The sequence below is a fragment of the Roseateles cavernae genome (genome assembly GCF_040187885.1).
GTDB classification, from domain to species: domain Bacteria; phylum Pseudomonadota; class Gammaproteobacteria; order Burkholderiales; family Burkholderiaceae_C; genus Roseateles_E; species Roseateles_E cavernae.
The window spans coordinates 163,352-189,018 of the sequence record NZ_JBDPLH010000001.1 but is presented as its reverse complement, the minus strand read 5'-3'; the positions used below and the strand labels follow the sequence as shown (position 1 = coordinate 189,018).

Annotated in this window: 25 protein-coding genes; 19 read left to right on the top strand and 6 right to left on the bottom strand. The window is 70.3% G+C overall.

The annotated features are described in order from the left end of the window. Window positions 1-2,157: an FUSC family protein gene (locus tag ABGI63_RS00905; protein WP_349740589.1), complete on the top strand. Its 2,157-nt coding sequence runs from the start codon at window positions 1-3 to the stop codon at window positions 2,155-2,157. Here the strand turns inward: ABGI63_RS00905 and glyA are convergent. Next, window positions 2,102-3,448, bottom strand: a complete 1,347-nt coding sequence (gene glyA / locus ABGI63_RS00900) for a serine hydroxymethyltransferase (RefSeq protein WP_349740588.1) — start codon at window positions 3,446-3,448, stop codon at window positions 2,102-2,104. The two genes, ABGI63_RS00905 and glyA, sit on opposite strands and share 56 nt — an antisense overlap. Window positions 3,449-3,578: 130 nt before the next feature. Here glyA and ABGI63_RS00895 point away from each other — a divergent pair, with 130 nt between their 5' ends. From ABGI63_RS00895 to msrA, 4 genes are read left to right on the top strand one after another with little or no spacing between them, the layout of a single operon-like run. Continuing rightward, the gene (locus ABGI63_RS00895) at window positions 3,579-4,502 is read left to right on the top strand and encodes a LysR substrate-binding domain-containing protein (protein ID WP_349740587.1); all 924 of its coding nucleotides are present in this window, start codon (window positions 3,579-3,581) and stop codon (window positions 4,500-4,502) included. 34 nt (window positions 4,503-4,536) lie between these two features. Further along, entirely contained in the window at window positions 4,537-5,643 is a 1,107-nt protein-coding gene (locus ABGI63_RS00890) for an S-(hydroxymethyl)glutathione dehydrogenase/class III alcohol dehydrogenase (RefSeq protein WP_137942930.1), read from the top strand. Continuing rightward, window positions 5,643-6,485, top strand: a complete 843-nt coding sequence (fghA, locus tag ABGI63_RS00885; protein WP_349740586.1) for an S-formylglutathione hydrolase — start codon at window positions 5,643-5,645, stop codon at window positions 6,483-6,485. Before ABGI63_RS00890 ends, fghA begins: the two co-directional genes overlap by 1 nt. Window positions 6,486-6,502: 17 nt before the next feature. After that, complete coding sequence (msrA, locus tag ABGI63_RS00880) at window positions 6,503-7,009, top strand: peptide-methionine (S)-S-oxide reductase MsrA (RefSeq protein WP_349740585.1); 507 nt, start codon at window positions 6,503-6,505, stop codon at window positions 7,007-7,009. A gap of 9 nt (window positions 7,010-7,018) precedes the next feature. Here the strand turns inward: msrA and ABGI63_RS00875 are convergent, their stop codons facing one another. Next, window positions 7,019-7,516 (bottom strand): MarR family winged helix-turn-helix transcriptional regulator, encoded by a 498-nt coding sequence (locus ABGI63_RS00875; protein ID WP_349740584.1) that lies wholly within the window; start codon window positions 7,514-7,516, stop codon window positions 7,019-7,021. A gap of 38 nt (window positions 7,517-7,554) precedes the next feature. Between ABGI63_RS00875 and ABGI63_RS00870 the strand changes: the two genes are divergently transcribed. Next, the gene (locus ABGI63_RS00870) at window positions 7,555-8,307 is read left to right on the top strand and encodes a siderophore-interacting protein (RefSeq protein ID WP_349740583.1); all 753 of its coding nucleotides are present in this window, start codon (window positions 7,555-7,557) and stop codon (window positions 8,305-8,307) included. Window positions 8,308-8,317: 10 nt separating this feature from the next. On the opposite strand, the gene ABGI63_RS00865 is transcribed toward ABGI63_RS00870, so the two are convergent. Next, window positions 8,318-9,571 (bottom strand): flavin-dependent oxidoreductase, encoded by a 1,254-nt coding sequence (locus ABGI63_RS00865; RefSeq protein WP_349740582.1) that lies wholly within the window; start codon window positions 9,569-9,571, stop codon window positions 8,318-8,320. 81 nt (window positions 9,572-9,652) lie between these two features. On the opposite strand from ABGI63_RS00865, the gene ABGI63_RS00860 reads away from it, so the two are divergent. Then, the gene (locus ABGI63_RS00860) at window positions 9,653-10,201 is read left to right on the top strand and encodes a MarR family winged helix-turn-helix transcriptional regulator (RefSeq protein WP_349740581.1); all 549 of its coding nucleotides are present in this window, start codon (window positions 9,653-9,655) and stop codon (window positions 10,199-10,201) included. After that, window positions 10,198-11,169: a Bug family tripartite tricarboxylate transporter substrate binding protein gene (locus ABGI63_RS00855; RefSeq protein ID WP_349740580.1), complete on the top strand. Its 972-nt coding sequence runs from the start codon at window positions 10,198-10,200 to the stop codon at window positions 11,167-11,169. The genes ABGI63_RS00860 and ABGI63_RS00855 overlap by 4 nt, the downstream gene beginning before the upstream one ends. Here ABGI63_RS00855 and ABGI63_RS00850 read toward each other — a convergent pair. Beyond that, window positions 11,138-12,133 (bottom strand): SGNH/GDSL hydrolase family protein, encoded by a 996-nt coding sequence (locus ABGI63_RS00850; protein ID WP_349740579.1) that lies wholly within the window; start codon window positions 12,131-12,133, stop codon window positions 11,138-11,140. The two genes, ABGI63_RS00855 and ABGI63_RS00850, sit on opposite strands and share 32 nt — an antisense overlap. Window positions 12,134-12,308: 175 nt before the next feature. On the opposite strand from ABGI63_RS00850, the gene ABGI63_RS00845 reads away from it, so the two are divergent. The 3 genes from ABGI63_RS00845 to ABGI63_RS00835 all read left to right on the top strand — a co-directional run bounded on the left by ABGI63_RS00845 (window position 12,309) and on the right by ABGI63_RS00835 (window position 17,523). Next, complete coding sequence (locus ABGI63_RS00845; protein WP_349740578.1) at window positions 12,309-14,210, top strand: ATP-binding cassette domain-containing protein; 1,902 nt, start codon at window positions 12,309-12,311, stop codon at window positions 14,208-14,210. 80 nt (window positions 14,211-14,290) lie between these two features. Further along, a complete protein-coding gene (locus tag ABGI63_RS00840) occupies window positions 14,291-15,967 on the top strand; it encodes an FAD-dependent oxidoreductase (protein ID WP_349740577.1) in 1,677 nt (558 codons plus the stop codon). Window positions 15,968-15,969: 2 nt separating this feature from the next. Then, window positions 15,970-17,523, top strand: coding sequence for a GGDEF domain-containing protein (locus ABGI63_RS00835; protein WP_349740576.1), 1,554 nt, complete (start codon window positions 15,970-15,972; stop codon window positions 17,521-17,523). A gap of 9 nt (window positions 17,524-17,532) precedes the next feature. On the opposite strand, the gene ABGI63_RS00830 is transcribed toward ABGI63_RS00835, so the two are convergent. Continuing rightward, a complete protein-coding gene (locus tag ABGI63_RS00830) occupies window positions 17,533-17,904 on the bottom strand; it encodes a VOC family protein (protein WP_349740575.1) in 372 nt (123 codons plus the stop codon). 129 nt (window positions 17,905-18,033) lie between these two features. On the opposite strand from ABGI63_RS00830, the gene ABGI63_RS00825 reads away from it, so the two are divergent. Further along, window positions 18,034-18,501, top strand: a complete 468-nt coding sequence (locus ABGI63_RS00825; RefSeq protein ID WP_349740574.1) for an Lrp/AsnC family transcriptional regulator — start codon at window positions 18,034-18,036, stop codon at window positions 18,499-18,501. Between the two features lie 33 nt (window positions 18,502-18,534). Here the strand turns inward: ABGI63_RS00825 and ABGI63_RS00820 are convergent, their stop codons facing one another. Next, complete coding sequence (locus tag ABGI63_RS00820) at window positions 18,535-19,995, bottom strand: aminotransferase-like domain-containing protein (RefSeq protein ID WP_349740573.1); 1,461 nt, start codon at window positions 19,993-19,995, stop codon at window positions 18,535-18,537. A 74-nt stretch (window positions 19,996-20,069) separates the two neighbouring features. Between ABGI63_RS00820 and ABGI63_RS00815 the strand changes: the two genes are divergently transcribed. Genes ABGI63_RS00815 through ABGI63_RS00785 form a run of 7 tightly spaced genes read left to right on the top strand, consistent with a single transcriptional unit; the run spans window position 20,070 to window position 25,667 of the window. Further along, on the top strand, window positions 20,070-20,987 hold the full coding sequence (locus ABGI63_RS00815) for a DMT family transporter (RefSeq protein WP_349740572.1): 918 nt from the start codon (window positions 20,070-20,072) through the stop codon (window positions 20,985-20,987). After that, window positions 20,984-21,718 (top strand): aspartate/glutamate racemase family protein, encoded by a 735-nt coding sequence (locus ABGI63_RS00810; RefSeq protein ID WP_349740571.1) that lies wholly within the window; start codon window positions 20,984-20,986, stop codon window positions 21,716-21,718. The genes ABGI63_RS00815 and ABGI63_RS00810 overlap by 4 nt, the downstream gene beginning before the upstream one ends. Continuing rightward, window positions 21,715-22,923 carry an aminotransferase-like domain-containing protein gene (locus ABGI63_RS00805; protein WP_349740570.1) on the top strand — a complete coding sequence of 403 codons (1,209 nt, stop codon included), beginning with the start codon at window positions 21,715-21,717 and terminating at the stop codon, window positions 22,921-22,923. The genes ABGI63_RS00810 and ABGI63_RS00805 overlap by 4 nt, the downstream gene beginning before the upstream one ends. After that, window positions 22,920-23,762, top strand: coding sequence for a PhzF family phenazine biosynthesis protein (locus ABGI63_RS00800; RefSeq protein ID WP_349740569.1), 843 nt, complete (start codon window positions 22,920-22,922; stop codon window positions 23,760-23,762). Before ABGI63_RS00805 ends, ABGI63_RS00800 begins: the two co-directional genes overlap by 4 nt. Window positions 23,763-23,767: 5 nt before the next feature. After that, window positions 23,768-24,346, top strand: a complete 579-nt coding sequence (locus tag ABGI63_RS00795) for a VOC family protein (protein WP_349740568.1) — start codon at window positions 23,768-23,770, stop codon at window positions 24,344-24,346. Next, a complete protein-coding gene (locus ABGI63_RS00790; protein WP_349740567.1) occupies window positions 24,343-25,065 on the top strand; it encodes an alanyl-tRNA editing protein in 723 nt (240 codons plus the stop codon). The genes ABGI63_RS00795 and ABGI63_RS00790 overlap by 4 nt, the downstream gene beginning before the upstream one ends. Then, the gene (locus tag ABGI63_RS00785) at window positions 25,062-25,667 is read left to right on the top strand and encodes a glutathione S-transferase family protein (protein WP_349740566.1); all 606 of its coding nucleotides are present in this window, start codon (window positions 25,062-25,064) and stop codon (window positions 25,665-25,667) included. The genes ABGI63_RS00790 and ABGI63_RS00785 overlap by 4 nt, the downstream gene beginning before the upstream one ends.

Here is a 25,667-nt window from a genome sequence, read left to right as displayed (position 1 = left end):
ATGCCAGTCCCCTGGCGCCGCCTCTCCGCCGCCCAGCTGAACGGCATCAGTGTCGCGCTGGGCGTGGCGCTGATACAGGCCCTGTTCACCGCCTTGTTCGGGCTCGATGCCGGCCTGGCCGCCGCCGGTGGTGCGGTCTGCACCAGCCTGCCGGACCTGCCGAACCCGCCGCAGCGGGTCTGGCGCCGGCTCTTCCCGGCTGCGCTGCTGGCTGCGCTGGTGACCCTGTCCGTCGGCCTGCTGCGGCATTCGCCGGTGGCGATGGCGGGCCTGATCGCGCTGATCGCTTTTGGCACGCTGATGATGATGGCCTGGGGCCCGCGCGCCGGGCCGCTGTCCTTCACCGGCGTGCTGGCACTGGTGTTTGCGATGGCCTGGCATGCACCGCCGTCGGCCACGGCGGCCCTCGCCCATGCCGGCTGGGTGCTGGCCGGTGCGCTGGTCTACACCCAGTGGGCGCGTGCCGGCGCCTGGCTGCTGCGGCGGCGCTACCGCGAGCTGGCCGTGGCAGCGGCGATGCGGGCCTGCGTGGCGCGGCTGCGCTCGCGGGCGCAACGCATCGCCGGCGCGCTGCCGCCGGCCGATGCCAGCATCCGCGCCTCGATTGCCGACGACGTCCTGCTGGCCGACGCGCTGCAGGCCGCGCGCGACCAGGTCTTTGCCGCGCGACCCTCGGCCGTGAGCCGGCGCCAGACCGATCTGGTGCTGGGCCTGATCGAATTGCGCGATCTGATGCTGTCGATCCGGCTCGACATCGAGCTGCTGGGCAGCGACGCCGCCGGCCTGCATTGGCGCGGCGCACTGGCCACCACGCTGATCCATCTGGCCGAGGCCCTGGAGACCCTCGCCGCTGCCATCGGCCAGGGTCAGCGCATGCCCGCCGTGTCGGCGCAAGGCTGGCGCGAGGCGCTGGCAGCGCGTCTGGCCGGTGCGCCGGCCGCCGCCGACGACGCGCGCCACCACCTGGTCGACGCGCTGCAAAGCCGGCTCGGCCACATGCTGGACGATGTCGCGGCGATGGCCGAGCGCCAGGCGGGCCCGGACCGGGACAGTGCCTGGCCGCCCGAGAAGCTGCAGCTCTTCGTCTCGCCCGAGGGCTGGCCGCTGGCCGCGCTGAGGCCGCATCTGAGCCTGCAGTCCGGCGTGATGCGCCATGCCTTGCGTGCCGGCCTGGCCTTGTCGCTGGCCTATGTGCTGGGCCAGTTCCTGCCCTGGAACGCCCATCCCTACTGGCTGGTGCTGAGCGTCGCGGTGGTCTTGCGCGGCAATCTGGAGCAGACCCTGTCGCGCCGCAACGAGCGCATCATCGGCACCGTGATCGGCTGCCTGCTGGTGCTCGCGCTGGCACAGCTGCAGCAGCCGCGCCTGCTGGCGCTGGCCTTCATCATCGCGGTGGGCGTGGCCCATGCCTATGTCAACCAGCGCTACCGCGTCGCTGCCACCGCCGCCACGCTGATGGCCCTGGTGCAGCCGCTGCTGCTGCTGCCCGGCAGCAGCCCGGCGATTGCCGAGCGCCTGGCCGACACCGTGATTGGCGCGCTGCTGGCCTGGGCCTTCTGCTTCGTGCTGCCCTCGTGGGAGCGCCGTTCGCTGCAGCGCCTGAGCGGCCAGCTGCGCGCGGCGCTGGCCCGCCATGCCGGCAATCTGCTGGTCTGGGCGCCGACGCCCGAGCAGCAGCTGGCCCAGCGCCTGAGCCGCCAGCAGGCCTACACGGCCCTGGCTGCGCTGGCCGCCGCCGCCCAGCGCAGCCGGGTCGAGCCGCGCCAGGTGCGTCTGCCCGAGCCGGAGATCGAGGCGGTGCTGAGCCATGGCTACCGCTTCATGGCCCTGCTGGGCACGGTGCAGCAGATGCTGAATCGGCGCACCGACCGGCTCGCCGCCGAGCTGGCCGGCCCCGAGCTGGCGCTGGCCCGGCAGGACTGCGCAGCATGGTTGAGGCAAGGGCAGGGCGCCGAGCTGCCGGTGATGGCGCCCGCTGAGGTCGACTGGCCCGAACATGCCGGCCAGCAAGACCTGACCCCCTGGCTGCTGCGTCGGCTGCGCCTGGCGCGGCGCGAAGCGGCAGACCTGGTCGCTGCCGAGTCGCGGCTGCTGGCGGCGATCAGCCGCGCAGATAGCGCAGGCCGCTCGCGCAGTGGCGCCGGCGAAAGGCCGTGACCTCGGGCGCCAGCGCGGCGGCGGCCGCATCCGATTCGAGCGCACCGGCGATCAGCGCCGCCAGCTCGGCCATCTGAGCCGGCCCCAGGCCCAGGCGCACGATCTCCGGCACGCCCAGGCGCAGGCCGTTGACATCGCCGGCCACGGCCGGCACGCGGGCCAGCGGCAGGCCGATGCCGCAGCTCAGCAAGCGAGCCCGTGCCAGGCGCTTGGCGGCGGCCTGGCCTCCGCCCCAGGCGGCCGCCTCGACGGCGAACTGGTGCGAGTCGGTGCCGCCGCGCTCGCGGGCGAACACCGGCAGGCCCTGTGCGATCAGGCCGGCGGCCAGCGCCCGCGCGCTGGCCTGCATCGCCAGGCCGTAGTCGTGGCCGTGTTCCTTCCAGTCCAGCAGGCCCTGTGCCAGCGCGGCGGTCTTGCCGGCATCGAAATTGGCGGTCAGCCCCGGGTAGGCGATCGCGTCGAGCCGCTCGGCCAGTCCCGCGTCGTTGCCGACGATCAGGCCGCCCGGCGGGCCGCCCAGGCTTTTGTAGGTGCTCATCGTCATCACATGGGCGCCCAGATCGAGCGGGTTGGCCCAGGTGCCGCCGGCAATCATGCCGCTCAGATGGGCGGCGTCGAACATCAGCAGCGCGCCCACCTTGTCGGCGATCTCGCGCACCGCCGCCACCGGGTGGGCGAACAGGTTCAAGCTGCCGCCCAAGGTGATCAGCTTGGGGCGGACCTCGGCGGCCAGGCGCACCAGGGCCGGCACATCGACGCTATAGCCATCGGCCCGCACCGGGGCCGGCACGCTGCGCAGGCCGTAGAGCCCGGCGGCGCCGGCCGCGTGATGGGTCACATGACCGCCGATCTCGGCCGGCGGCGCGATGATGGTGTCGCCGGGCTTGCAGCAGGCCATGAAGACATAGAGATTGGCCAGCGCGCCCGAGCCGACGCGAATCTCGGCATAGCGGGCCTTGAAGACCTGGGCCGCCAGCTCGGCCGCGATCACCTCGATGCGCTCGATCGCCTCCAAGCCCATCTCGTACTTGTCGCCGGGATAGCCCAGCGAGGGCCGCGTGCCCAGGCCGGCGGCCAGCAGGGCTTCGGCGCGCGGGTTCATCACATTGGTGGCCGGGTTGAGATTGAGACCCTCGACATCGTGGATGCGGTGGTTCTCGGCCACCAGGCGGGCCAGCTCGTCGTCCAGTGCAGGGTTGTCCAGTGCGCCGGCCGCGCCGGCAATCGCCTGCACATGGCGTTCGATAGCGGCCGGCACCCAGGGCCGGGCTTGCAATTGGGCTGTGCTCATCTGAGGCTTCGCTTTCTCTCTGAACATCGCGCGGCTGGTGGCGACGAGCCGATGCTGGGGCGAAGTGGCGACGGCTTCAAGCAAGTTATTCTTGGGTCCAGGCCTAGAAGATCTAGGCCTGAATCGAGCCATGGCCGTCCAACCACCCAGCCCCCGTCTGCCGCCTTTTCTCGCGCTGCGCGCCTTCGAGGCGGCGGCGCGGCACCAGAGCTTTGCGCGCGCCGCCGAGGAGTTGTGCGTGACGCCGGCGGCCGTCGCGGCCCAGGTCAAGGCGCTGGAGCAGTGGCTGGGCGCGCCGCTGTTCGAGCGCCACAGCCAGGGCCTGAGCCTGCGTGCCCAGGCGGCCACGGCCCTGCCGGCGCTGGCCGCCGCGATGGACCAACTGGGCCAGGCGGCGCAGACCCTGCGCAGCGAGGCCGGCGCGGCGCGGCTGCATATCGCGGCCCTGCCGGCCCTGGCCCAGCTCTGGCTCACGCCGCTGCTGCCGGCCCTGCAGCGCGAGCTGCCGGGGCTGCAGCTCTCGCTGAGCGCGCTGGAGGCGCCGCCGAATTTCCAGCGCGAGGCCTATGACCTGGGCTTTTTCTATGCGCCGGCGCTGCCGCGCAAGCCGCCACCCAAGGGTTGCCAGCGCCTGGTGCTGGCCGAGGATGCCTTGCTGCCGGTCTGCAGCCCCAGCCTGCTGGGCCCGCGCGGCCGGGCGCCCGAGCTGGCCGAGCAGACCTTGCTGCATGACATCGTCTGGTCGCAGGACTGGGCGCGCTGGCTCAAGGCCACCGGTCGCGGCGCCATCGCAATGACGGACGGCCCGCGCTTCTCGCTCTACAGCATGGCGCTGCAGGCGGCGCTGGCCGGCCAGGGTGTGCTGATGGGGCGGCAGCGCCTGGTGGCTGCCGCGCTGGCCGAGGGCCGTCTGGTCGCGCCCTGGGGCGCGGTCGTGCCGCTGGCCGAGACCATCACCCTGCTGATGCCCTCGCCGCGCGCCGGGCAAGACCTGACGCTGCGTCTGGTCGGCGCCTTGCAGCGCCTCGGTGGCACGGGCGCTATGCGAAGATGAGAGCACTGTTTTTTTGCAAGGATGTCCCGCCATGATCAAGACCCGTGCCGCCGTCGCCTGGAAGGCCGGTGCCCCGCTGAGCATCGAAGAAGTCCAGCTCGACGGCCCGCGCGCCGGCGAGGTGCTGGTGGAGATCAAGGCCACCGGCATCTGCCATACCGACTACTACACGCTGTCCGGTGCCGACCCGGAAGGCATCTTCCCGGCCATCCTGGGCCATGAGGGGGCCGGCATCGTGCTGGAGGTGGGCGAGGGCGTGACCTGGCTGAAACCCGGCGACCATGTGATCCCGCTCTACACGCCCGAGTGCCGGCAGTGCAAGTTCTGCCTGTCGCGCAAGACCAATCTCTGCCAGGCGATCCGCAGCACCCAGGGCAAGGGCCTGATGCCCGACGGCAGTGCCCGCTTCTCGATCGACGGCAAACCCATCTTCCATTACATGGGCACGTCGACCTTCTCGAATCACATCGTGGTGCCAGGTATTGCCCTGGCCAAGATCCGCGAGGACGCGCCCTTCGACAAGGTCTGCTACATCGGCTGCGGCGTCACCACCGGCGTCGGCGCGGTGCTGTTCACCGCCAAGGTGGAGGCGGGCGCGAACGTGGTCGTGTTCGGCCTCGGCGGCATCGGCCTGAACGTGATCCAGGGTGCCAAGATGGTGGGGGCCGACAAGATCATCGGCGTGGACCTGAACCCGGCGCGCGAGAAGATGGCGCGCGAGTTCGGCATGACCCACTTCGTCAACCCGAAGGAGGTGCCCAATCTGGTCGACCACATCGTGCAGCTGACCGATGGCGGTGCCGACTACAGCTTCGAGTGCATCGGCAATACCAAGGTGATGCGCGACGCGCTGGAGTGCACGCACAAGGGCTGGGGCCGCTCCATCATCATCGGCGTGGCCGAGGCCGGCGCCGAGATCAGCACGCGCCCGTTCCAGCTGGTGACCGGCCGCAAATGGGAGGGCAGCGCCTTCGGCGGCGCGCGTGGCCGCACCGATGTGCCCAAGATCGTCGACTGGTATATGGACGGCAAGCTCAATATCGACTCGCTGATCACGCACAAGCTCAAGCTGGAGCAGATCAACGAAGGTTTTGATCTGATGAAGCGCGGCGAGTCGATCCGCTCGGTGGTGGAATTCTGATGGAGCTGCTGTCCGAGCACGCCTCGTTTGGCGGGGCCCAGCGCTTCTACAAGCACGAGTCGGCCGAGATCGGCCTGCCCATGCGCTTTGCGCTGTATCTGCCGCCCGAGCCGAAGGCGCTGCTGGTCTTCCTCGCCGGCCTGACCTGCAGCGAGGAGACCTTCACGATGAAGGCCGGCGCCCAGCGTCTTGCGGCCGAGCTGGGCCTGGCGCTCTTGATGCCGGACACCAGCCCGCGCGGCGCCCATGTGGCCGGCGAGAGTGCGGCCTGGGACTTCGGCGTCGGTGCCGGTTTCTACCTGGACGCGACCCAGCAGCCCTGGGCCCGGCACTGGCGCATGGAGAGCTATCTGACCAGGGAGCTGGTGCCGCTGGTGCAGCGCGAGCTCGGCCTTGACACGGCAGGGCGCACCGGCATCTTCGGCCACTCGATGGGCGGCCATGGCGCACTGACCCTGGCGCTGCGCCATCCGGACCTGTTCGCCTCGGTCTCGGCCTTCGCCCCGATTGCTGCGCCGACCCAGTGCCCCTGGGGCGAGAAGGCCTTCAGCGGCTACCTCGGCGATGAGCGCAGCGACTGGGCCGCGCACGATGCCAGCGCGCTGATGCAGGCACGGCCCAGCGCGCCTTTCCCGGGAGGCATCCTGATCGACCAGGGCCTGGCCGACAAATTCCTGACCGAGCAGCTGCAGCCCGAGGCCTTCGAGCGCGCCTGCGCTGCCGCCGCTCAGCCGCTGACCCTGCGGCGCCAGGCCGGCTACGACCATGGCTATTACTTCATCGCGAGCTTTGTCGACGATCATCTGCGCCACCATGCGGCGCAGCTGCTGCCCAAGTCTTGAACACAAGGAGTGCCGTGATGGCAAAGGAAACTGCGGTACTGGCCGGTGGCTGTTTCTGGGGCATGCAGGAGTTGATACGCAAGCTGCCCGGCGTGCTGCAGACCCGGGTCGGCTACACCGGCGGCAGCAATGAATCCCCGACCTACCGCCACCACCCTGGCCATGCCGAGGCGATAGAGATCGTGTTCGACAACGAGGCCACCGACTTCCGCCGCCTGCTCGAGTTCTTCTTCCAGATCCACGATCCCAGCACCCTGAACCGCCAGGGCAATGATGTCGGCAGCAGCTACCGCTCGGCCATCTTCTACACCAGCGACGCACAGAAAGCGGTGGCCATCGACACCCTCAAGGATGTCGATGCCTCCGGCCTGTGGCCCGGCAAGGCGGTGACCGAGCTGGTGCCTGCGCCGCAGTTCTGGGCCGCCGAGGCCGAGCACCAGGACTATCTGCAGCTGCGGCCGAACGGCTATACCTGCCACTTCCCGCGCCCCGGCTGGGTGCTGCCCAAGCGCAGCGCGAGCTGAACTCCGGGGTCAGTCCGCCGCGTCCAGATTGCTCCTGAGCTTTTGAAGCAGGGCCAGCAGCTGTGCCTGCTCTTGCGGACTCATGCCGACAACCGCCTTGCCGGCCAGGCGCCGGGCCTGCTGCTTCAGCGTGCCCAGCAAGGCCTGGCCCTCGGTGGTCAGCGTCAGGCGCGTGTTGCGGCGGTCGGCCGGGTCGGGCGTGCCGTCCAGCAGGCCGCGCTCGCGCAAGCCCTTGACCAGCCGGGCCAGCTGAGCCTTGTCGCGGCCGGTGTCGCCGGCCAGATCGCTCTGCGTGGCGCCCGGGTGGCGGCCGAAATAGCCCAGCACCTTGCTTTCCATATGGGTGATCTGATGCGGTCCGTCGCGCAAGACCTGGTACTGCTGCGCGCGGTACTGATGCATCACGCGATGCACCAGCTCCAGCACATCGTCTTGCGCGTCGCCCGGCCGTCCATGGGCCACCGCCGTGCGGGGTGAATGGTTGACAATGTCCAATGATTTGCGCATGATGGGTGATATTGTCAACCATATCCAGGGAGCCCGCCATGAGTGCAGCCCAAGTCCCATCGGAGCGCCGCGTGCAGCGCCTGCGCCACGAGATCGTTCGCCGCGAGCTGGAGGTGCGGCAGGTCGAGGCGCTGAGCCCGCACATGCGGCGCATCACGCTGGCCGGCCCCGAGCTGGCCGGTTTCCACAGCCCCTCGTTCGACGACCATATCAAGCTGATCTTCGATCCGGCCGGCGCGGAGCCGGCGCGGCGCGACTACACGCCGCGCCGCCACGACGCGGCCGCCGGCGAGCTGGTGCTGGAGTTTGCGCTGCATGGTGACGGCCCGGCGGCCGGCTGGGCCGCCCAGGCACAGCCCGGCCAGCGGCTGACGATCGCCGGCCCGCGCGGCTCCTTTGTCATCCCGCTGGACTATGACTGGCATCTGCTGGCCGGCGACGCGAGCGCGCTGCCGGCGATCGCGCGCCGCCTGGAGGAGTTGCCCGCCGGCGTGCCGGCCCTGGTGCTGCTGAGCGTGCCCGATGCGGCCGACCGCCGCGAGCTCGCCAGCGCGGCCGATGTGCGCTTGCAATGGCTGGATGGCGACGCCGAGCTGATCGCTGCGCTGCGTGCGCTGGCGCTGCCGGTCGGCGAGGGCTATGCCTGGTGCGCCGGTGAGGCCGGCACGATGGCCGCGCTGCGCAAGATCCTGGTCGATGAGAAGGGCCATGACCGCCACGCGATCCGCGCCGCCGCCTACTGGAAGCGTGGCGCCATCGCCCATCACGAGAACCTCGAGGACCCGGCCTGAGGGTCCCGCCTCAGCCGGCGATCGGCCGCTGCTGATGGCCGGCGGCGGCCTTGTAGCGCTTGACGAAGGCATCGACCTCGGCCGGGTCGATCACATCGGCCAGCCGCGCAAAGCCATCCGGTGCGCGATCCTCGACCAGATCGAGGATGGCATCCAGCCCCTCCTGGCGATTCATCTCGACAATGCCGGCGCACAGTGGCCGGCGTTGCGCCTCGTAGGCGTCCAGTGCTGCCTCGACCTCGACCGTACCGCTCAGCGCCTCGGCAATGCACTGCGCATCCATGATGGCCTGGGTCGCACCGTTCGAGCCTATCGGATACATCGGGTGAGCGGCGTCGCCCAGCAAGGTGATGCGGCCCTGGCGCCAGCGCGGCAGCGGGTCGCGGTCCACCATCGGGTACTCCAGCAGCTGGGTGGCGCCCTTGATCATCGCCGGCACATCGAGCCAGTCGAAATGCCAGCCGCCAAAGGTGGGCAGCAAGTCGTCCAGCGAGCCGGGCTTGCTCCAGTCCTCGCGGCCGGGCGCCGTCAGGCCGCCGCCGATGCCGTCCTCGCGCAGCCGGCGGTCGCAGATCCAGTTGATCAGCTGCGTGCCGTCGGCCTGAGGCGGCGCGATCGGATAGACGACGAACTTGGCGCGCCGGTGGCCGGCCTGCACCATGGTGCGGCCGTCGAGAAAGGGTGGGGCGAGGCTGGTGCCGCGCCACATCATCATGCCGTTCCAGCGCGGCGCGCCTTCGTCCGGATAGCACTGGCGGCGCAGCGCCGAGTGGATGCCGTCGGCCGCGATCAGCAGGTCGGCGTGCAGCTCGGCCGTGCCGCCGTCGGCGAGCTGGACCTGGGCCACGACACGATCACCCTCGGTGCGCGCGCCGGTGATGCGCTGGCCGCTGCGCACCCGCTCGGCGCCCAGCCGCGCCTGGGCCTCGGCCCAGAGCTTGAGCTGCAGCTCGCCGCGATGGATGCTCAGCTGCGGATGGCTGTAGCCGCCGGCCAGGCCGCGCGCATCGCGGTAGATCTCCTGGCCATGGCGGTTCGCGAATACCAGGGCCGAGGTCTCGACGGCCATCTCGCGCAGCGCCGGCAGCAGGCCCAAACCGTCGAGCACCGCCACCGCATGCGGCAGCAGATTGATGCCCACGCCCAGCGGCTTCAACGCCGCCGTAGCCTCGCAGACCCTGACCCGGTGGCCGCGTGCCTGCAGCGCCAGTGCGGTCGTCAGCCCGCCGATGCCGCCGCCGGCGATCAGGATGTCCAGCGCCATGGTGTTCTCCTTGTGGTCTTGATGCAGATCAGGGTAAGCGAGATTGTTGCGCAGTGCAACGATATCTAAGCTAGGGAAACCATGAGCAAGCTGCCCTCTTTTGAAGCCCAGCCGCCCGAAGGCCTGCTGATGCCGGTGCCGGGCCTGCGTTACGGCGTGCTCGACGACTTGCTGGGCTATGCCTTACGGCGAGCACAGAACGCGCTCTACCTGGACTTCTACCGCGCCACCCAGGGCGAGGACATCAGCCCGCAGCGCTTTGCCGCGCTGGTGCTGGTGGCCGAGAACCCCGGCATGCGCCAGGGCCTGCTGGCCCAGGCCATGGGTTTGCACCGCAGCGGTGCATTGCGCCTGACCGACTGGCTGACCGACCAGGGCTGGGTCGAACGGCGCGACGACCCGGCCGACGCCCGTTCCTGGGGCCTGCATCTGAGCGCCGCCGGCCGCCGCCGCATGGCCCGGCTGGAGCGGGCGGTGCGCGAGCATGATGCCGCCCTGCAGCGCGGCCTGGGCGAGCAGGGCGCGGTGCTGAAGGCCGCGCTGGAGCGCCTGGCCTGGGTGGCCACGGCGGCGGCCCAGCCCCTGCCCTCGAATTCATCCCCAAAGACGACCACTAGGAGACAGCGATGATGCAACGCCGTGATTGGATGCTGGGCCTGGGCGCACTGCTGAGCGGAGCGGGCGCACGCGCCCAGGGTGCGGCGCCGCCGCGCATCCTGGTCGGCTTCCCGGCCGGTGGCTCGGTCGATGTCAGCGCGCGCCGCCTGGCCGAGGCCTGGCGCGGCCGCATGGCCGAGACCGTGCTGGTGGAGCAGAAAGTCGGCGCCGGCGGGCGCCTGGCGGTGATGGCGCTGAAGGACGCGGCGCCCGACGGCCAGACCCTGCTCCTGAGCCCTTCGTCGATGTTCACGATCTACCCGCATGTCTACCGCAAGCTGGCCTACCGTGCCGAGGCCGATGCGATCCCCGTCTCGCCGGTGGCCAATGCGACCTGCGGCTTTGGCGTCGGGCCCATGGTGCCGGCGGCGGTCAAGACCCTGGGCCAGTTCGTCGACTGGGCCAAGGCCAATCCGCAGAGCGCCGCCTTCGCCTCGCCGGCGGCCGGCGCGATGCCGCACTTCCTGGGCAACCAGTTCGAGCGTGCGGCCGGCATCAAGCTGACCCATGTGCCCTACCGCGGTGCGGCGCCGGGCATGCAGGACCTGATGGGCGGGCAGATCGCCGCCGGCTGCTTCATCGTCGGCGACTATCTGCCGCATCTGGCCAGCGGCCGGGTGCGCATCCTGGGCATCACCGATGCACGCCGCTCGCGCTTCGTGCCCGAGGTGCCGACCTTCGAGGAGCAGGGCTTCAAGGGCATCGAGGGGGTGGAGAGCTATGGCCTGTTCCTGCCGGCCCGCACGCCGGCCGCCATCGTCGAGCGGGTCTACGACCTGGCCAAGCTGGCGCTGCGCGAGAGCGCCGTCACCGAAGGCCTGGCCAAGCTGGGCTTCGAGCCCGCGTCGGCCGCGCCGGCCGACTACGCGCGCCGCCTGGCGCGCGAGCGCGAGCAATGGGGGCCTGTCGTCAAGGCGTCGGGGTTTTCTTCCGACGATTGACGCCGGCGGCCACACCGGCAAGGCCCAGCATCCACAGCGCCGTGGTGGCGGGCTCCGGCACGGCCAGCGCGTACATCGAGTTGCTCAAGACCTGGTGCGCCAGCGTGGTCGGGTGAATGCCGTCGTAGAACAGCGCGCTGGCCGGGTTGCAGCCCAGCACCGCCGCGCCACAGGCCGCGCCGACGTTCTCGAAGCCGTAGCTGCTCGGGTTGGCAACCACGTCGTTCAACAGGCCGTAGACATCGAAGCTCTGCACGCCGACGCCCTCGAAGGACAGTCGTGTCTGCAGCGCCGCGTTCATCGCGGCGCTGATTGCGGTGGCCAGGCCGGTGCCGGCGGCACCATAGCTCTGGGCCAGCGGTGTCAGGCCGAAATTGGGGGCGTTCCAGACGACGATGTGCTGCGCACCGGCGGCCTGCAGGCCATCGACGATGGTGCCCATGGTGATCGCGTACTGGGTCGCCAGCGCCTGGGTGGTGGCGACCGGGTCGGCACCGGCCATCACTTGCATCAGCGCGGCGCTGATATTGGGGCCACCGCCGGCCACGACATAGAGCCCGTCGGCATGGGCCTGACCGTTCACGTTGGCGAGGAACATGCCCAGTTGCGCAGTCATGCTGGGCGGTTCGCCCGGCTGCCATGCGCCGTCGATCTTGGCGCCGCCAAACGCATAGTTGCTGCCCTTGGCCAGCGAGGGCGTGGCGCTCAGGCCCAGCCGCGTCGCGAACTGCTGGCTCCAGACGGCGCCGTTGCTATAAGTGCCGGAGGCGAACGGTTGACTGGCGATGTACTGGTTGCCACTCACGACCTGAGCCGGATCGGCACCAATGGCCAGCGCGTTGTTGCCGCTGTCGGACAGGCTGTCGCCGAACACATAGAGGCCCGAGTAACTGCCGGCCTGTGCTGCCCCGGCCAGTGCCAGGCTCAGCCCGGCAAGCAGGCGCACCCATCCCTTGGATTTCATCGTGATCACTCCCTGGTGTTTGTGAGCCCGGCGCACCGCCTTGGGGCAGGACTCTTGTTGCGGCGAGATTGCCGGTGGCGTCAGCATCCGTTATCCCTCGGCTGCTTGTCAATTGGACCGATGAGGGATTGCGCCCGCGCCGTGCTTGCGGTGCACTCGGCGACAATGGCTGCCTATGGCAGTCCTTTCCATCTCCAATGCCCATCTCGCTTTCGGCCACGTGGCCCTGCTCGATGGTGCCAATTTCTCGCTCGAAATCGGCGAGCGCGTCGGCCTGATCGGCCGTAACGGCACGGGCAAGTCCTCGCTGCTGAAAATCCTGGCCGGCATCGAGAAGCTCGATGACGGCCTGCTGCAGCTGCAGCAGGGCCTGACCAGCGTCTATGTGCCGCAGGAACCCGAGCTGAGGGCCGACGCAACGATCTTCGATGTGATCAGCGAGGGCGTGGCCGAGGCCAAGGCCTTGCGTGAGCGCTACGAGATCCACGACGAGAACGACGACCTGGCCTGGGTGCAGGAACGCATCGAGCATATCGGCGCCTGGAACTGGGAGCAGCGGGTCGAGGAGACGCTGCAGCGCCTGGGCCTGGATGGCGAGCGCCTGGTGGGTTCGCTGTCGGGCGGGCTGAAGAAGCGCGTGGCGCTGGGCCGGGCGCTGGTGGCCCAGCCCGATGTGCTGCTGCTGGACGAGCCGACCAACCACCTGGACCTGGACGCGATCACCTGGCTGGAAGAGCTGCTGAACAACTTCCAGGGCTCGCTGCTGCTGATCACCCACGACCGCGCCTTTCTGGACAACGTCGCGAATCGCATCGTCGAGCTGGATCGCGGCCAGCTGCGCGGCTACCCGGGCAATTTCGCCGCCTTCACCGCCGCCAAGGCCTATGAGCTGGAGAACGAGGCGTTGTTCAATGCGCGCTTCGACAAGCTGCTGGCGCAGGAGGAGATCTGGATACGCAAGGGCGTCGAGGCTCGCCGCACCCGCAGCGTCGCGCGCATCCAGCGCCTCGAACAGATGCGCCTGGCCCACCAGGCGCGCCGCGATGTGCAGGGCAAGGTCAAGCTGGACATCGACACCGGCGGCGCCAGCGGCAAGATCGTCGCCGAGCTGGAGAACGTCTCGAAGAGCTATGGCGAGCGCGTCATCGTGCGCGACTTCACCGCGACGATTCTGCGCGGCGACAAGGTCGGCCTGGTCGGTGCCAATGGCGCCGGCAAGACCACCTTGCTGAAGATGATCCTGGGCGAGCTGGCGCCGGACAGCGGCGAGGTGCGCCAGGGCTCGCGCCTGACGGTCGCCTACTTCGACCAGATGCGCGACACGCTGAACCTCGATGCGACGCTGGCCGACACCATCAGCCCCGGCAGCGAGTGGATCGAGATCGGCACGCAGAAGAAGCATGTGAAGAGCTATCTGGGCGACTTCCTGTTCTCGCCGGCCCGTGCCAACTCGCCGGTCAAGAGCCTGTCCGGCGGCGAGCGCAACCGATTGCTGCTGGCCCGGCTGTTCGCCCGCCCCGCCAATGTGCTGGTGCTGGACGAGCCGACCAACGACCTGGACATCGAGACGCTGGAACTGCTGGAGGAGCTGCTGGCCGATTACGACGGCACGGTCTTCCTGGTCAGCCATGACCGGCGCTTTCTCGACAACGTCGTCACCTCCACCATCGTCAACGAGGGCGACGGCCGCTGGCGCGAGTACGAAGGCGGCGTGCAGGACTGGCTGATCCAGTCCAAGCGTGCGGCGGCGATCAACGAGCAGCGTGCCAAGCAGGCCGCCACTGTTCTCGCCACTGCACCGGCCGCGGCGCTGGCGGCAACACCTGCCCCCGCGCCAGCGCCCGTGGTTGCCACCAAGAAGAAGCTCAGCTACAAGGAGCAGCGCGAGCTCGACGAGCTGCCGGCCAAGGTGGCGGCGCTGGAGGCCGAGCAGAAGCAGCTCAATGCCTTGCTCAATGGCACCGAGCTCTACACGCAGGGGGCGGCCCGCATCGCCGAGGTGACCGAGCGCGCCGGCCAGATCGACGAGGAGTTGCTGGGCCTGATGGAGCGCTGGGAACTTCTTGACGCGAAATAAGCCGGCGCTTTGACCCTTTGGGGGCTCGGCAAACGGCGCCGCAGGCTCAACAATGGGTGCACGCCAGGAGTGAGCACCCGATGAGCCAGGAACCCGCCGACCCCCAGCGTGCCGAACGGCACGAACAGATGTTTCCGACCCTCAAGCCCGAGGAGATCGCGCGCATCAGCCGCTTTGGCACGCTGCAGCAATTCCCGCGCGGCAGCATGCTGGCCAAGGCCGGCCAGCGCGGTCCGGGCATGGTGGTGGTGCTCGCCGGCCGGGTGCGCATCAGCCAGCGCAACGGCCTGGGCGAGGTCGTTCCCATCATCGACAACGGGCCTGGCCAGTTCCTGGCCGAGGTGGGCCAGCTGTCCGGTGCCGCCGCGCTGGTTGACGCCGAGGTGCTGGACGATACCGAGGCCCTGGTGATCCCGACCGAGCAGCTGCGCGCGCTGATCATCGGCGAGGCCGATCTGGGCGAGCGCATCACCCGCGCGTTGATACTGCGCCGCGTCGGCCTGATCGAGGCCGGCATCAGCGGGCCGGTGTTGGTGGGGGCGCCGGACTCGCCGGCCATCGTGCGCCTGCAGGGCTTTCTGCGCCGCAACGGCCAGCCGCACCAGCAGATGCAGGCCAGCGAATGCTCGGCCACCGCCGCGCTGCTGGAGCAGTACGGGGTGGCGGCCGATGACGCGATGGTGGTGTGCCCGAACGGCGCGGTGCTGGTCAACCCCAGCGAAGCCCAGCTGGCGCGCTGCATCGGCATGCTGGACATGCGCGTGCGCGAGGAGCTGTTCGATGTGCTGATCATCGGCGCCGGCCCGGCCGGGCTGGCGGCGGCGGTCTATGCGGCCTCGGAGGGGCTGTCGGTCGGCGTGCTGGACTGCCGGCATTTCGGCGGCCAGGCCGGTGCCAGCGCCCGCATCGAGAACTATCTGGGCTTTCCGACCGGCATCTCCGGCATGGCGCTGGCCGGGCGCGCCTTTGTACAGGCGCAGAAGTTCGGCGCCGACCTGATGATCCCGTCCGAGGCGCTGGCGCTGGACTGCAGCCGCGCCGGGCCCGAGGGCGAGCTGCGCCTGCAGCTCAGCGACGGCCGTTGGTTGCGCAGCCGCACGGTGGTGGTCGCCAGCGGTGCGCGCTACCGCCGGCCCGAGGTGCCGCGGCTGGCCGAGTTCGAGGGCCGCGGGGTCTGGTACTGGGCCTCGGCGGTCGAAGCCAGGCTGTGCGCCCAGGCCGAGGTAGCCCTGGTCGGCGGCGGCAATTCGGCCGGCCAGGCCGCCGTCTTCCTGGCCGGGCATGCGGCCAAGGTGCATATGCTGGTGCGCGGCCCCGACCTGTCGGCCAGCATGTCGCGCTATCTGATCGATCGCATCAGCCACACGCCCAATATCGAGCTGTGCACCCATACCGAGCTCAGCGGGCTGCGCGGCGAGCGCGGCGGCAGCCTGAACGGCCTGCGCTGGCGCGACCGGCGCAGCGGCGCGGAGCACGACTGCGAGTCCCGCAATCTGTTCCTGTTCGTCGGCGCCGAGCCCGAGACGGGCTGGCTGGAGGGCTGCGGCGTGGCGGTCGATGCGCGGGGCTTTGTGCTGACCGGATCTGCTGCGGCCGAGGCGGCCGGCGCCTATCTGCCGGCCGCGCTGGAGGCCAGCGTGCCGGGGGTGTTCGCGGTCGGCGATGTGCGGGCCGGCTCGGTCAAGCGGGTCGGCGGCGCGATCGGCGAGGGCGCTGCGGCGGTGGCCCAGATCCATAGCTATCTGGCCGGAGGCTGAACATGCGGCTGCGCCTCAAGGTGGTGTGCGGTGTGCTGCTGCTCTCCAGCTTGTTGGGCGGCCTGGGCCTGTGGATGCTGCGCGCCAGCGTGGCCGCCAGCCATCTGGAGCTCGAGCAGCGCGCCGCCCGCGAACACTTTGTGCGCCTGCTGCAGACGCTGGACGACGAGCTGGCGCTGCGCGACCGGGTGCTGCGGGAGTGGAGCATCTGGCCCGATTTCTATCAGTTCGCCGAGGACGGCAACCGCCAGTTCGCCGAACGCAATCTGAGCGCGCAAAGCATCGCCAACTCCAGCCTCAACTGGCTGGGCTTCTACGATCTGCAGGGCCGGCTGCTGCACAGCATCGGCGCGCCCGGCCAGGCGGTCGAGCTGCGGCTGCCGCAGGACTTCAGCGCTGCGGTGCAGGCCCAGCTGAGCCGGCCGGCCATCGATACGCGCCTGCCTTGCGGGCTGGCGCTGCTGCGCCAGGACCTGATGATGGTGTGCCGCCGGCCGCTGCTGGACGGACTCAGCGGCGCGCCCGCGCGCGGCACGGTGGCGATTGCCGAATGGCTGAGCCCGGCGGTGATGCTGGCGGTGGTGCGGCGCAGCGGGCTGGACAGCAAGATGCGCCTGCTGCGCGAGGGCGAGGTCTTGCCGGGCCGGCCGGCGAGCTTGGACTTCCAGGCGCTGACCGGCGACGGCCCGGTCTGGCTGGACGAGGCGCCCGACTGGCTGCTGATCAGCTGGCCGGTGCAGGACCTGGCCGGCACACCGGTGGCGGTGCTGGAGACGCGCTGGCCGCGCCATATCCAGCAGCGTGGCCAGGAACTGCTGGGGCGGGTGCAGTGGGTGCTGCTGGGCCTGGCGGTCGCGCTGACCCTGGGCCTGCTGCTGCTGGCCGACCGGCTGGTGGTGGCGCGGCTGGTGCGGCTGCGCCGCGAGCTGGCCGATATCCGCGAGCAGCGCCAGTGGGGCCGCCAGGTCACGGTGCAGGGTCAGGACGAGATCACCGAGCTGGCCGGCGGGGCCAACCATCTGCTGGGCGTGATCGCGTCCCAGGTCCATGTGCTGGAGCGGCTGTCGCAGACCGATGCGCTGACCGGGCTGGCCAACCGGCGCTGCTTCGGCGAGCGCCTGGAGTTGGCGATGCGCCAGCGCCAGCGCCGCAGCGATGCCACGCTGAGCTTGCTGCTGATCGATGTCGATCATTTCAAGGCCTATAACGACCGCTACGGCCATCACCAGGGCGATCTGGCGCTGCAGGCGCTGGCGGCCTGCCTGGCCCAGGTGGCGCGCCGGCCCGAGGATCTGGCGGCGCGCCTGGGTGGCGAGGAGTTTGCGCTCTTGCTGACGGCCGACCGCAGCGGTGCCCAGCACTGCGCGACCGAGCTGCGCACCGCGCTGGCGGCCCGGGGCATCGCCCACGAGGCCTGCGGCCCGGGCGGCTTGCTGACCCTCAGCATGGGCCTGGCCCTGGCCGTGCCCGGCGAGAGCTCGGACGAGTTCTACCAGCGCGCCGATGCGGCCCTGTACCGCGCCAAGGCGGCGGGGCGCGACCGGCTGATGGAGTAGTGAGCGGGGCTAGTCGGCCGCGTCGGTCTTGACCTCGACGCGGTGGCCGTCCAGATCGCTGAACATCGCGCCGAAATAGCTGTCGCTGATATCGGGCCGCAGCCGTGGTGTGAACAGGTCCTGGCCGCCGGCCGCCAGCGCGGCCGCATGGACCTGCGCGACCTGCGCGCGCGAGGCGGCGCGCCAGGCGATGTGGGCGCCGGGCGCGGTCACCGGGGCGTCGGCCGGGTAGATGAAGAAGCACCAGTGCTGGGCGCTGCCGAAGGCGGCTTCCTTGCCGGTATCGCGCAGCAGGCCCAGGTCCAGCGGGGCCAGCACCCGGGCATAGAAGGCGGAGGCTTCGGCGTAGTGCCGGGAGCCGATGGAGACATGGTCGATCATGAGGCGTCGCTTGTCGGTGAATGTCGATGAATAATGCGCAGCCCTAAGTGTGGCGGCCCGACGGCGCCGCTGCGGCGCATAGGGCCGGGCCGGTTTGCGGCCTGGCCGCATCTTTTCGGCCGTTTTTGCATGATGACCCTGGACGCCCTGGACAAACGCATCGTCGCGCTCTACCAAGAAGACACCACCCGCTCGGGAGAATGGCTCGGTGCCCGGGTCGGGCTGTCTGCGGCGGCGGTGCAACGCCGTCTCAAGCGCTTGCGCGAGCAGGGCGTGATCCTGGCCGAGGTGGCGCGGCTGGATCCGCGCGCGCTGGGCCTGCACCTGACGGCCCTGGTGCATGTGGATCTGGTGGACGAGTCGGCGCTGGCCGCCGGCGCCTTCTGCCAGCGCCTGCTGGCGCGGCCCGAGGTGCAGCAATGCTATGGCGTGACCGGTGAGGCCGACTATGTGCTGGTCATCGTCGTGGCCGATCTGCCCGCCTACGAAGCCTTCTGCGCGGCCTGCCTGCTGCACGACGCCAATGTACGCAGCTTCAAGACGCAGATCGTGCTGGACGCCGTGCGGCGCGCCGGGCCGCTGGCGATCCCTGATTGAGAGCCGGGTCGGCCTGGCGGCCCGGCCATAGGGTCAGGCCTTGCCCAGCCACTCGCTGCGCAGCAGCCGCAGCCGGGCCCAGAACTTGGCGTCCTGCGCGGTTGCGAAGTTGATGCGCATCAGCGTGCCGGCGCGGCGGGTCGCGCTGAACAGCAGGCCCGGCGCGATCAGCCAGCCTTCGTCGAGCAGGCGCTGGGCCAGCCGCTCGGTGTCGACGCCGACATCGACCCAGCCGAACAGGCCTTGCGGCGGCGTGACGAAGCGGCAGCCGGCCTCCAGCGCCAGCCGCACCGAACGGCTGCGCGCGGCGTCGAGCCGGGTCAGCACACGCTCGGCATGGCGGCGCAGCTGGCCCTGTTCCAGGCAGATCGCGACGGCGCGGTCCAGCAGCGGGCTGGTGGTCAGGGTCGACAGCAGCTTCAGCTCGGTCAGCTTGGCAATGCGCTCCGGGCTGGCCGCCAGATAGCCGACCCGCCAGGCCGGGGTCAGGATCTTCGAGAAGCCGGAGACATAGAGCGTGCGCCGCAGACCGTCCAGCGCCGACAGCCGCGGCGCATGGTTGGGCGCCAGCCAGGCATAGGTATCGTCCTCGACGATCAGCAAGTCACCGGCCTCGGCCAGCTTCAGGATCTGGTGGGCGGCGGCCAAGGACAGCGTGTGGCCGGTCGGGTTGTGCAGCACCGAGACGGTGACATACATGCGCGGCCGGTGCTGCTCGATCAGGCGCTGCATGATGGCCAGATCCGGCCCGTCGGCACCTCGCGGCACCGGCAGCAGCCGCATGCCGGCCTGGCTCAGCCGGGCGTATTCGATGGCCCAGCCGGGGTCGTCGACCAGCACCGCGTCGCCGGGGTTCAGCAGGCTGCGGGTGATCAGGTCCAGCCCATGGGTGGCGCCCACCGTCGACATGATCTGCGCCGGCTGGGCCGCGATGCCCAGATCGGCCAGCCGCTGGGCCAGCGCCGTGCGCAGCCGCGCATCGCCGCCGGGCTCTCCGTACTGCAGGGCCAGCTGGTCTGGCCCCTCGCTCTGGGCCAGCACCTTGCGCATCGCGCTCTGCAGCATCGGCAGGTCCAGCCACTCGGCCGGCAGGGTGCCCAGGCCCGGCGCGCTGCGCGCATCGGCCTGGAACATGCCGCGTATCAAGGCGGTGGCATCAAACGGCGCCTGGCTCGGCAGGCGCACGGGGCGCGGCTCGGGCGCGGCTGTGCGCCCAGCCCGCCCACCGGACTCCCGGACAAAGAAGCCGCGCTGCTTGCGCGCCTCCAGCAGGCCCTGGGCCAGCAGCTGGTCGTAGGCGGCGACCACGGTGTAGGGGCTGACGCCATGGTGGCGTGCGCATTCGCGCACCGAGGGCAGGCGCGAGCCCGGCAGCAGCAGGCGCTGGGCGATGCGCTCGGAAAAGCGCTGTGCCAGCTGTTCGGCCAGCGGCACGCTGGAGGCGCGTGACAGGATGGCCGCGTTGTTGCCGCTACTGCTTGTGCTGGTATCCATGCCAATACAGTCGTTTGTGATGTCTGGCAAAGTGTACTGGTTCTGTATTGGTTGTCGAGACTAGACTGGAACGCATGACAGCCCTCGCCAGCCCGCCGCCCGCCCGTCTCGACGACGCCAGTCGCGGGTTGTTGCTGGGGGCCCTGGGCGTGTTCATCTTCGCGCTGAGCATCCCGATGACGCGGCTGGCCGGCGGCACGGCGGCGGCGCCGCAGCTCGATCCGGTGTTCGTCGCGCTGGGCCGGGCGGCGCTGGCCGGCCTGCTGTCGGCCGCCTATCTGTGGCTGAGCGGCGCATCCCGGCCCCGGCGCGAGCAATGGGCGCCGCTGGCCTGGACCGCGGCCGGTGTGGTGTTCGGCTGGCCGCTGCTGCTGGGTTATGCGGTGCGCCATGTCGATGCGGTCCATGCCTCGGTGATCTCGGGCGTGCTGCCGCTGGCCACCGCCGCGATGGCCGCCCTGGTGCTGCGCCAGCGGCCGTCGCTGGGTTTCTGGGCCTGCGCGCTGGCCGGTCTGGGCCTGGTGATCGCGTTTGCCTGGTGGCGCGGCGCGGCCGGCTTCCAGTGGGCCGATGGCCTGCTGCTGGGCGCGGTGCTGAGCGCCTCGGCCGGCTACGTGGGCGGCGCGCGGCTGAGCGCGCAGATGCCGCCGCAGCAGGTGATCTGCTGGGTGCTGGTGCTGAGCCTGCCGATCACGCTGCCGGTGGCGGCGCTGACCTGGCCGGCCCAGCCGGTGGCCTGGTCGGCCTGGGGTGGTTTTCTGTATGTCTCGCTGTTCTCGATGTGGTTGGGCTTCTTCGCCTGGTACCGGGCGCTGGCGATAGGCGGCACGGTGCGGGTCAGCCAGGTGCAGGTGATCCAGCCCTTTTTGTCGATGCTGCTGGCCGTGCCGGTGCTGGGCGAGCGGCTCGATGCGATGACCCTGGTGTTCGCGCTCGCGGTGATCGCGATGGTGTGGCTGGGCAAGAAAATGCCGGTGGAGACGCGCCCATGAGAACGCTGGGAATCCTGGGTGGCATGAGCTGGGAGTCCAGCGCCCATCTCTACAAGCTCTTGAACCAGGGCATGGCCGCCAGGCTGGGCGGTCTGCACAGCGCTCGGCTGATCTTGCACAGCGTCGACTTTGCCGAGATCGAGGCGCTGCAGCGCAGCGCTGACTGGGCCGCTGCGGCCGCCCTGCTGGGCCGTGCCGGCGCCGGGCTGAAGGCGGCCGGCGCCGAAGGCCTGCTGATCGCGACCAACACCATGCACAAGGTGGCCGACGAGATCGAGGCCTTGAGTGGCCTGCCGCTGATCCACATCGTCGACGGCACGGCCACCGCGCTGCGCGCCGCCGGCATCGAGCGTGCCGGCCTGCTGGCGACCGCCTACACGATGGAGCAGGATTTCTACCGCAGCCGCATGGCGCGCCACGGCATCGAGTTGCTGACGCCCGATGCGCCGGGCCGTGCCGAGGTCCACCGCATCATCTATGAGGAGCTGTGCCGGGGCCGCATCGTCGCCGACTCGCGCCGCTTCTATGAGCAGCAGGTCGCTGCGTTGGCCGCTGCCGGCGCGCAGGCGGTGATACTGGGCTGCACCGAGGTCTGCCTCCTGCTGGACCCGGCCACGGCGTCCACCCCCGTGCCCCTTTTTGACAGCACATCGCTCCATGCGCAGGCCGCACTGGACTGGATATTGGCTGCGCCACAATCGAATAAACCTGTTGGAGACCTGAAACCATGAGCAGCCCCTGGACCCAAGCGCGCCGTGCCGCGCGCATGAACCCGTCGATCATCCGCGAGATCCTGAAGGTCACCGAGAAGCCCGGCATCCTGTCGATGGCCGGCGGCCTGCCCTCGGCCGACACCTTTCCGGTCGACGCGCTGAAGGCCGCCTGTGACCAGGTGCTGAGCAAGAACGCCAAGGAGGCGCTGCAATATGCCTCCAGCGAGGGCTTTGCGCCGCTGCGCGAATGGGTGGCGGCCAAGGTCGGCAGCTTGGGCCTGAACGCGCGACCCGACCAGGTGCTGATCACCAGCGGTTCGCAGCAGGGCCTGGATCTGGTCGGCAAGATCCTCTGCGATGCCGGCGCGCCGGTGGCCGTCGAGACGCCCACCTATCTGGGCGCGCTGCAGGCCTTCACGCCCTATGAGCCGATCTTCACCAGCCTGGCCAGCGACGAGCAGGGCGTGCGCCCCGAGGCTATTCGCCAGCTGCCCCACGACGCGCCGGGCACGCGCTTCTCCTATCTGCTGCCCAACTACCAGAACCCGACCGGCCGGGTGATGAGCCTGGCCCGCCGCGAGGCCGTGGTGGCCGCCGCCCAGGCCGCGCGCGTGCCCATCGTCGAGGACAACCCCTATGGCGATCTGTGGTTCGACGAGCCGCCGCCGGCCTCGCTGAGCTCGCTGTGGCCCGAGGGTTCGATTTATCTGGGCTCCTTCTCCAAGGTGCTGACGCCGGGCTTCCGTCTGGGCTACATCGTCGCACCCGACGAGCTCTACCCCAAGCTCTTGCAGGCCAAGCAGGCGGCCGATCTGCACACGCCGGGCTTCAACCAGCGCGTGGTCCACGAGGTCATCAAGAACGGCTTCCTCGACCAGCATGTGCCCAAGATCCGCGCCCGCTACAAGGCCAATCGCGATGCGATGGCCGCGGCACTGCAAGAGCATCTGCCCGCCGGCTGCGAATGGCAGAGCCCGGCCGGCGGTATGTTCTTCTGGATCCGCCTGCCCGAGGGCTTTGATGCGATGGCCTTGCTGCCGCTGGCCGTCGAGGCCGGCATCGCCTATGTGCCCGGCGCGGCCTTCTATGCCCACAAGCCCGACCCGCGCAGCCTGCGCCTGTCCTTCGTGACGCTGACGCCGGACCTGATCACCGAGGGCGTGGCCATCCTGGGCCGGGTCTTGCGCGAGGCCCTGGTCGAGACGGCCGAGACGACGCCATGAGCCAGCTCAGAAGGTTTGCCCAGGTCGATGTGTTCACGGCCGAGCCCCTGCGGGGCAATGCGCTGGCCGTCGTGATCGACGGCGAGGGCCTGGACGAGGCACAGATGGCCGCGTTCGCACGCTGGACCAATCTGTCCGAGACCACCTTCCTGCTGCCGCCCACCGACCCGGCGGCGGATTACCGCCTGCGCATCTTCACACCCGGCGGCGAACTGCCTTTTGCCGGTCATCCGACCCTGGGTTCGGCCCATGCCTGGCTGGCTTCCGGCGGCGACCCGAGGAAGCCCGGCGAGCTGGTGCAGCAGTGCGCGATCGGCCTGGTGAGGCTCAAGCGCGAGGGCGCACGGCTGGCCTTTGCCGCGCCGCCGCTGCGGCGCAGCGGGCCGGTCGAGGAGCCAGCGCTGCGGGCCCAGGTGGCGCGTTCGCTGCGGCTTACCGAGGCCGAGCTGCTCGATGTGGTCTGGGTCGACAACGGCCCGGGCTGGATGGCGGCGCGGCTCAAGCATGCGGCGGCGGTGCTGGCGCTGCGGCCGGATTTCGTCGCGATGCAGGGGCTCAAGCTGGGCGTGGTCGGCGCCTATCCTGCCGGGGCGGCCGAGGCCTTCGAGGTGCGCGCCTTCGTGCCCGACCTCGGTGTGCCCGAGGATCCGGTCACCGGCAGCCTCAATGCCGGCCTGGCCTTGTGGCTGCAGGGGGCAGGTCTTGCACCCGAGCGCTATATTGCCTCGCAGGGCGCGGCGCTGGGGCGGGCCGGCAAGGTGCATGTGGCGCGCGACGGTGAGCACACCTGGATAGGTGGCGATGTGACGCCGCTGATCCATGGGCAAGTGAGGCTTTGAGCAGCATGGAACTCGATCATCTGGTGGTGGGGGCTGGCACGCTGGAGGCCGGCGTGGCCTGGTGCGAGCGGGTGCTGGGCGTCACGCCCGCGCCCGGCGGCAAGCATGCGCTGATGGGCACGCACAACCGCCTGCTGAACATCAGTGGCCTGAATCACCCGCGCAGCTATCTGGAGATCATCGCGATCGACCCCGAGGCGCCGGCCCCGGGCCGCGCGCGCTGGTTCGATCTGGATCAGCCGGGCCTGCAGGCGGCCCTGAGGCAAGGGCCGGGCCTGATCCACTGGGTGGCGCGGGTGCCGAATCTGGAGGCGGCGCTGGCCTACTGGCGTGGCGAGGGTGTCGATGCCGGCGAGCCGGTGGCGGCCTCGCGCGGCGCACTGAGCTGGCAGATCGCGCTGCGCGAGGACGGGCGCCGGCTGCGGCGCGAGGCGCTGCCGACGCTGATCCAGTGGGGCGAGGCCCATCCGACCGATACCTTGCCGGCCAGCGGTGTGCAGCTGCTGGGCTTCGACTCGCGCGATGGTCTGAAGGCCAGGCTGCAGACGCCGCAGGGCGAGGTCGAGCTGGGCTTGGTCGGATGACGCCGGCCGCCACGCTGGATCTGTTTCGCGAGGACGCGACGCTGCGCGAATGCACGGCGCGCCTGCTGCGCGCCGACGAGCGCGGCCTGCTGCTGGACCGCACGGTGTTCTATCCGATGGGCGGCGGCCAGGCCGGCGATGCCGGCGTGTTCGAGCTGCCCGATGGCCGGCTGATCGTGATCGCCGACACCCGCAAGGGGGAGGGGGGCGAGATCCTGCACCTGCCCGCCGGCGATCAGCCGCTCGATGACCTGAGCCCGGGCGCCATCGTGCGGGCCCGCATCGACTGGTCGCGCCGCCATGCCCATATGCGCTTTCATACCGCCACGCATCTGCTGTGCGCGCTGGTGCCGCATCCGGTCGATGGCTGCTCGATCACGGCCGGCTATGCGCGGCTGGACTTCCATATGACCGAGGCGCTGGACAAGGACGAGTTGACGGCCGGCATCGCGCGGCTGGTGGCCGGCGCCCATGCGGTCAGCCAGCGCTGGATCAGCGACGAGGAGCTGGACGCCAATCCGGGCCTGGTGCGCAGCATGAGCGTGCAGCCACCGCGCGGTTCGGGTCGGGTGCGGCTGCTGAGCATCGAGGGCATAGATCTGCAGCCCTGCGGCGGCACGCATGTGTCAAACACCGCCGAGATCGGCGCGGTCGTCGTGACGAAGATTGAGAAGAAGAGTGCCAAGACCCGCAGGGTCGTGCTGGGGTTTTCGACATGAAGCTATTGGGACGTGCTGCCTCTATCAATGTGCGCAAGGTCTTGTGGACCTGTGCCGAACTGGGCCTGGACCCCGAGCGCGAGGAGCCTGATATGGCGGCGCCGGCGCTGCGCCGGCTCAATCCGAATGCGATGGTGCCGGTGCTGCTGGACGGCGACTTCGTGCTCTGGGAGAGCAACAGCATCTGTCGCTACCTGGCCGGCCGCGAGCAGCGCGTCGACCTGTTGCCGGCCGCGCCGCGCGCGCGGGCGCTGGTCGAGCAATGGATGGATTGGCAGGCCGGCGAGCTGAACAACGCCTGGCGCTATGCCTTCATGAGCCTGGTGCGGCGCAGCCCTGCGCATCAGGACGCGGGCCTGCTGCAGGCCGGCGTGGCCGGCTGGAACCGGCATATGGGGATGCTGGACGAGCGGCTGGCGGGCAGCGGCGCCTATGTCTGCGGCGCCGAGTTCACGCTGGCCGATGTGGTGCTGGGCCTGTCGGTGCAGCGCTGGATGATGACGGCGATGGACAAGCCGGCACTGCCGGCCGTCCAGGCCTATTACGAGCGCCTGAGCGAGCGGCCGGGCTTCATGGCCCATGGCCGCAACGGTCTGCCCTGA

What these genes read in the sequence shown, in the direction of transcription:
- ABGI63_RS00905 (WP_349740589.1), top strand. Translation starts at nt 1, where the DNA reads ATGCCAGTCCCCTGGCGCCGCCTCTCCGCCGCCCAGCTGAACGGCATC.
- glyA (WP_349740588.1), bottom strand. Translation starts at nt 3,448, where the DNA reads ATGAGCACAGCCCAATTGCAAGCCCGGCCCTGGGTGCCGGCCGCTATC.
- ABGI63_RS00895 (WP_349740587.1), top strand. Translation starts at nt 3,579, where the DNA reads ATGGCCGTCCAACCACCCAGCCCCCGTCTGCCGCCTTTTCTCGCGCTG.
- fghA (WP_349740586.1), top strand. Translation starts at nt 5,643, where the DNA reads ATGGAGCTGCTGTCCGAGCACGCCTCGTTTGGCGGGGCCCAGCGCTTC.
- msrA (WP_349740585.1), top strand. Translation starts at nt 6,503, where the DNA reads ATGGCAAAGGAAACTGCGGTACTGGCCGGTGGCTGTTTCTGGGGCATG.
- ABGI63_RS00875 (WP_349740584.1), bottom strand. Translation starts at nt 7,516, where the DNA reads ATGCGCAAATCATTGGACATTGTCAACCATTCACCCCGCACGGCGGTG.
- ABGI63_RS00870 (WP_349740583.1), top strand. Translation starts at nt 7,555, where the DNA reads ATGAGTGCAGCCCAAGTCCCATCGGAGCGCCGCGTGCAGCGCCTGCGC.
- ABGI63_RS00865 (WP_349740582.1), bottom strand. Translation starts at nt 9,571, where the DNA reads ATGGCGCTGGACATCCTGATCGCCGGCGGCGGCATCGGCGGGCTGACG.
- ABGI63_RS00860 (WP_349740581.1), top strand. Translation starts at nt 9,653, where the DNA reads ATGAGCAAGCTGCCCTCTTTTGAAGCCCAGCCGCCCGAAGGCCTGCTG.
- ABGI63_RS00855 (WP_349740580.1), top strand. Translation starts at nt 10,198, where the DNA reads ATGATGCAACGCCGTGATTGGATGCTGGGCCTGGGCGCACTGCTGAGC.
- ABGI63_RS00850 (WP_349740579.1), bottom strand. Translation starts at nt 12,133, where the DNA reads ATGAAATCCAAGGGATGGGTGCGCCTGCTTGCCGGGCTGAGCCTGGCA.
- ABGI63_RS00845 (WP_349740578.1), top strand. Translation starts at nt 12,309, where the DNA reads ATGGCAGTCCTTTCCATCTCCAATGCCCATCTCGCTTTCGGCCACGTG.
- ABGI63_RS00840 (WP_349740577.1), top strand. Translation starts at nt 14,291, where the DNA reads ATGAGCCAGGAACCCGCCGACCCCCAGCGTGCCGAACGGCACGAACAG.
- ABGI63_RS00835 (WP_349740576.1), top strand. Translation starts at nt 15,970, where the DNA reads ATGCGGCTGCGCCTCAAGGTGGTGTGCGGTGTGCTGCTGCTCTCCAGC.
- ABGI63_RS00830 (WP_349740575.1), bottom strand. Translation starts at nt 17,904, where the DNA reads ATGATCGACCATGTCTCCATCGGCTCCCGGCACTACGCCGAAGCCTCC.
- ABGI63_RS00825 (WP_349740574.1), top strand. Translation starts at nt 18,034, where the DNA reads ATGATGACCCTGGACGCCCTGGACAAACGCATCGTCGCGCTCTACCAA.
- ABGI63_RS00820 (WP_349740573.1), bottom strand. Translation starts at nt 19,995, where the DNA reads ATGGATACCAGCACAAGCAGTAGCGGCAACAACGCGGCCATCCTGTCA.
- ABGI63_RS00815 (WP_349740572.1), top strand. Translation starts at nt 20,070, where the DNA reads ATGACAGCCCTCGCCAGCCCGCCGCCCGCCCGTCTCGACGACGCCAGT.
- ABGI63_RS00810 (WP_349740571.1), top strand. Translation starts at nt 20,984, where the DNA reads ATGAGAACGCTGGGAATCCTGGGTGGCATGAGCTGGGAGTCCAGCGCC.
- ABGI63_RS00805 (WP_349740570.1), top strand. Translation starts at nt 21,715, where the DNA reads ATGAGCAGCCCCTGGACCCAAGCGCGCCGTGCCGCGCGCATGAACCCG.
- ABGI63_RS00800 (WP_349740569.1), top strand. Translation starts at nt 22,920, where the DNA reads ATGAGCCAGCTCAGAAGGTTTGCCCAGGTCGATGTGTTCACGGCCGAG.
- ABGI63_RS00795 (WP_349740568.1), top strand. Translation starts at nt 23,768, where the DNA reads ATGGAACTCGATCATCTGGTGGTGGGGGCTGGCACGCTGGAGGCCGGC.
- ABGI63_RS00790 (WP_349740567.1), top strand. Translation starts at nt 24,343, where the DNA reads ATGACGCCGGCCGCCACGCTGGATCTGTTTCGCGAGGACGCGACGCTG.
- ABGI63_RS00785 (WP_349740566.1), top strand. Translation starts at nt 25,062, where the DNA reads ATGAAGCTATTGGGACGTGCTGCCTCTATCAATGTGCGCAAGGTCTTG.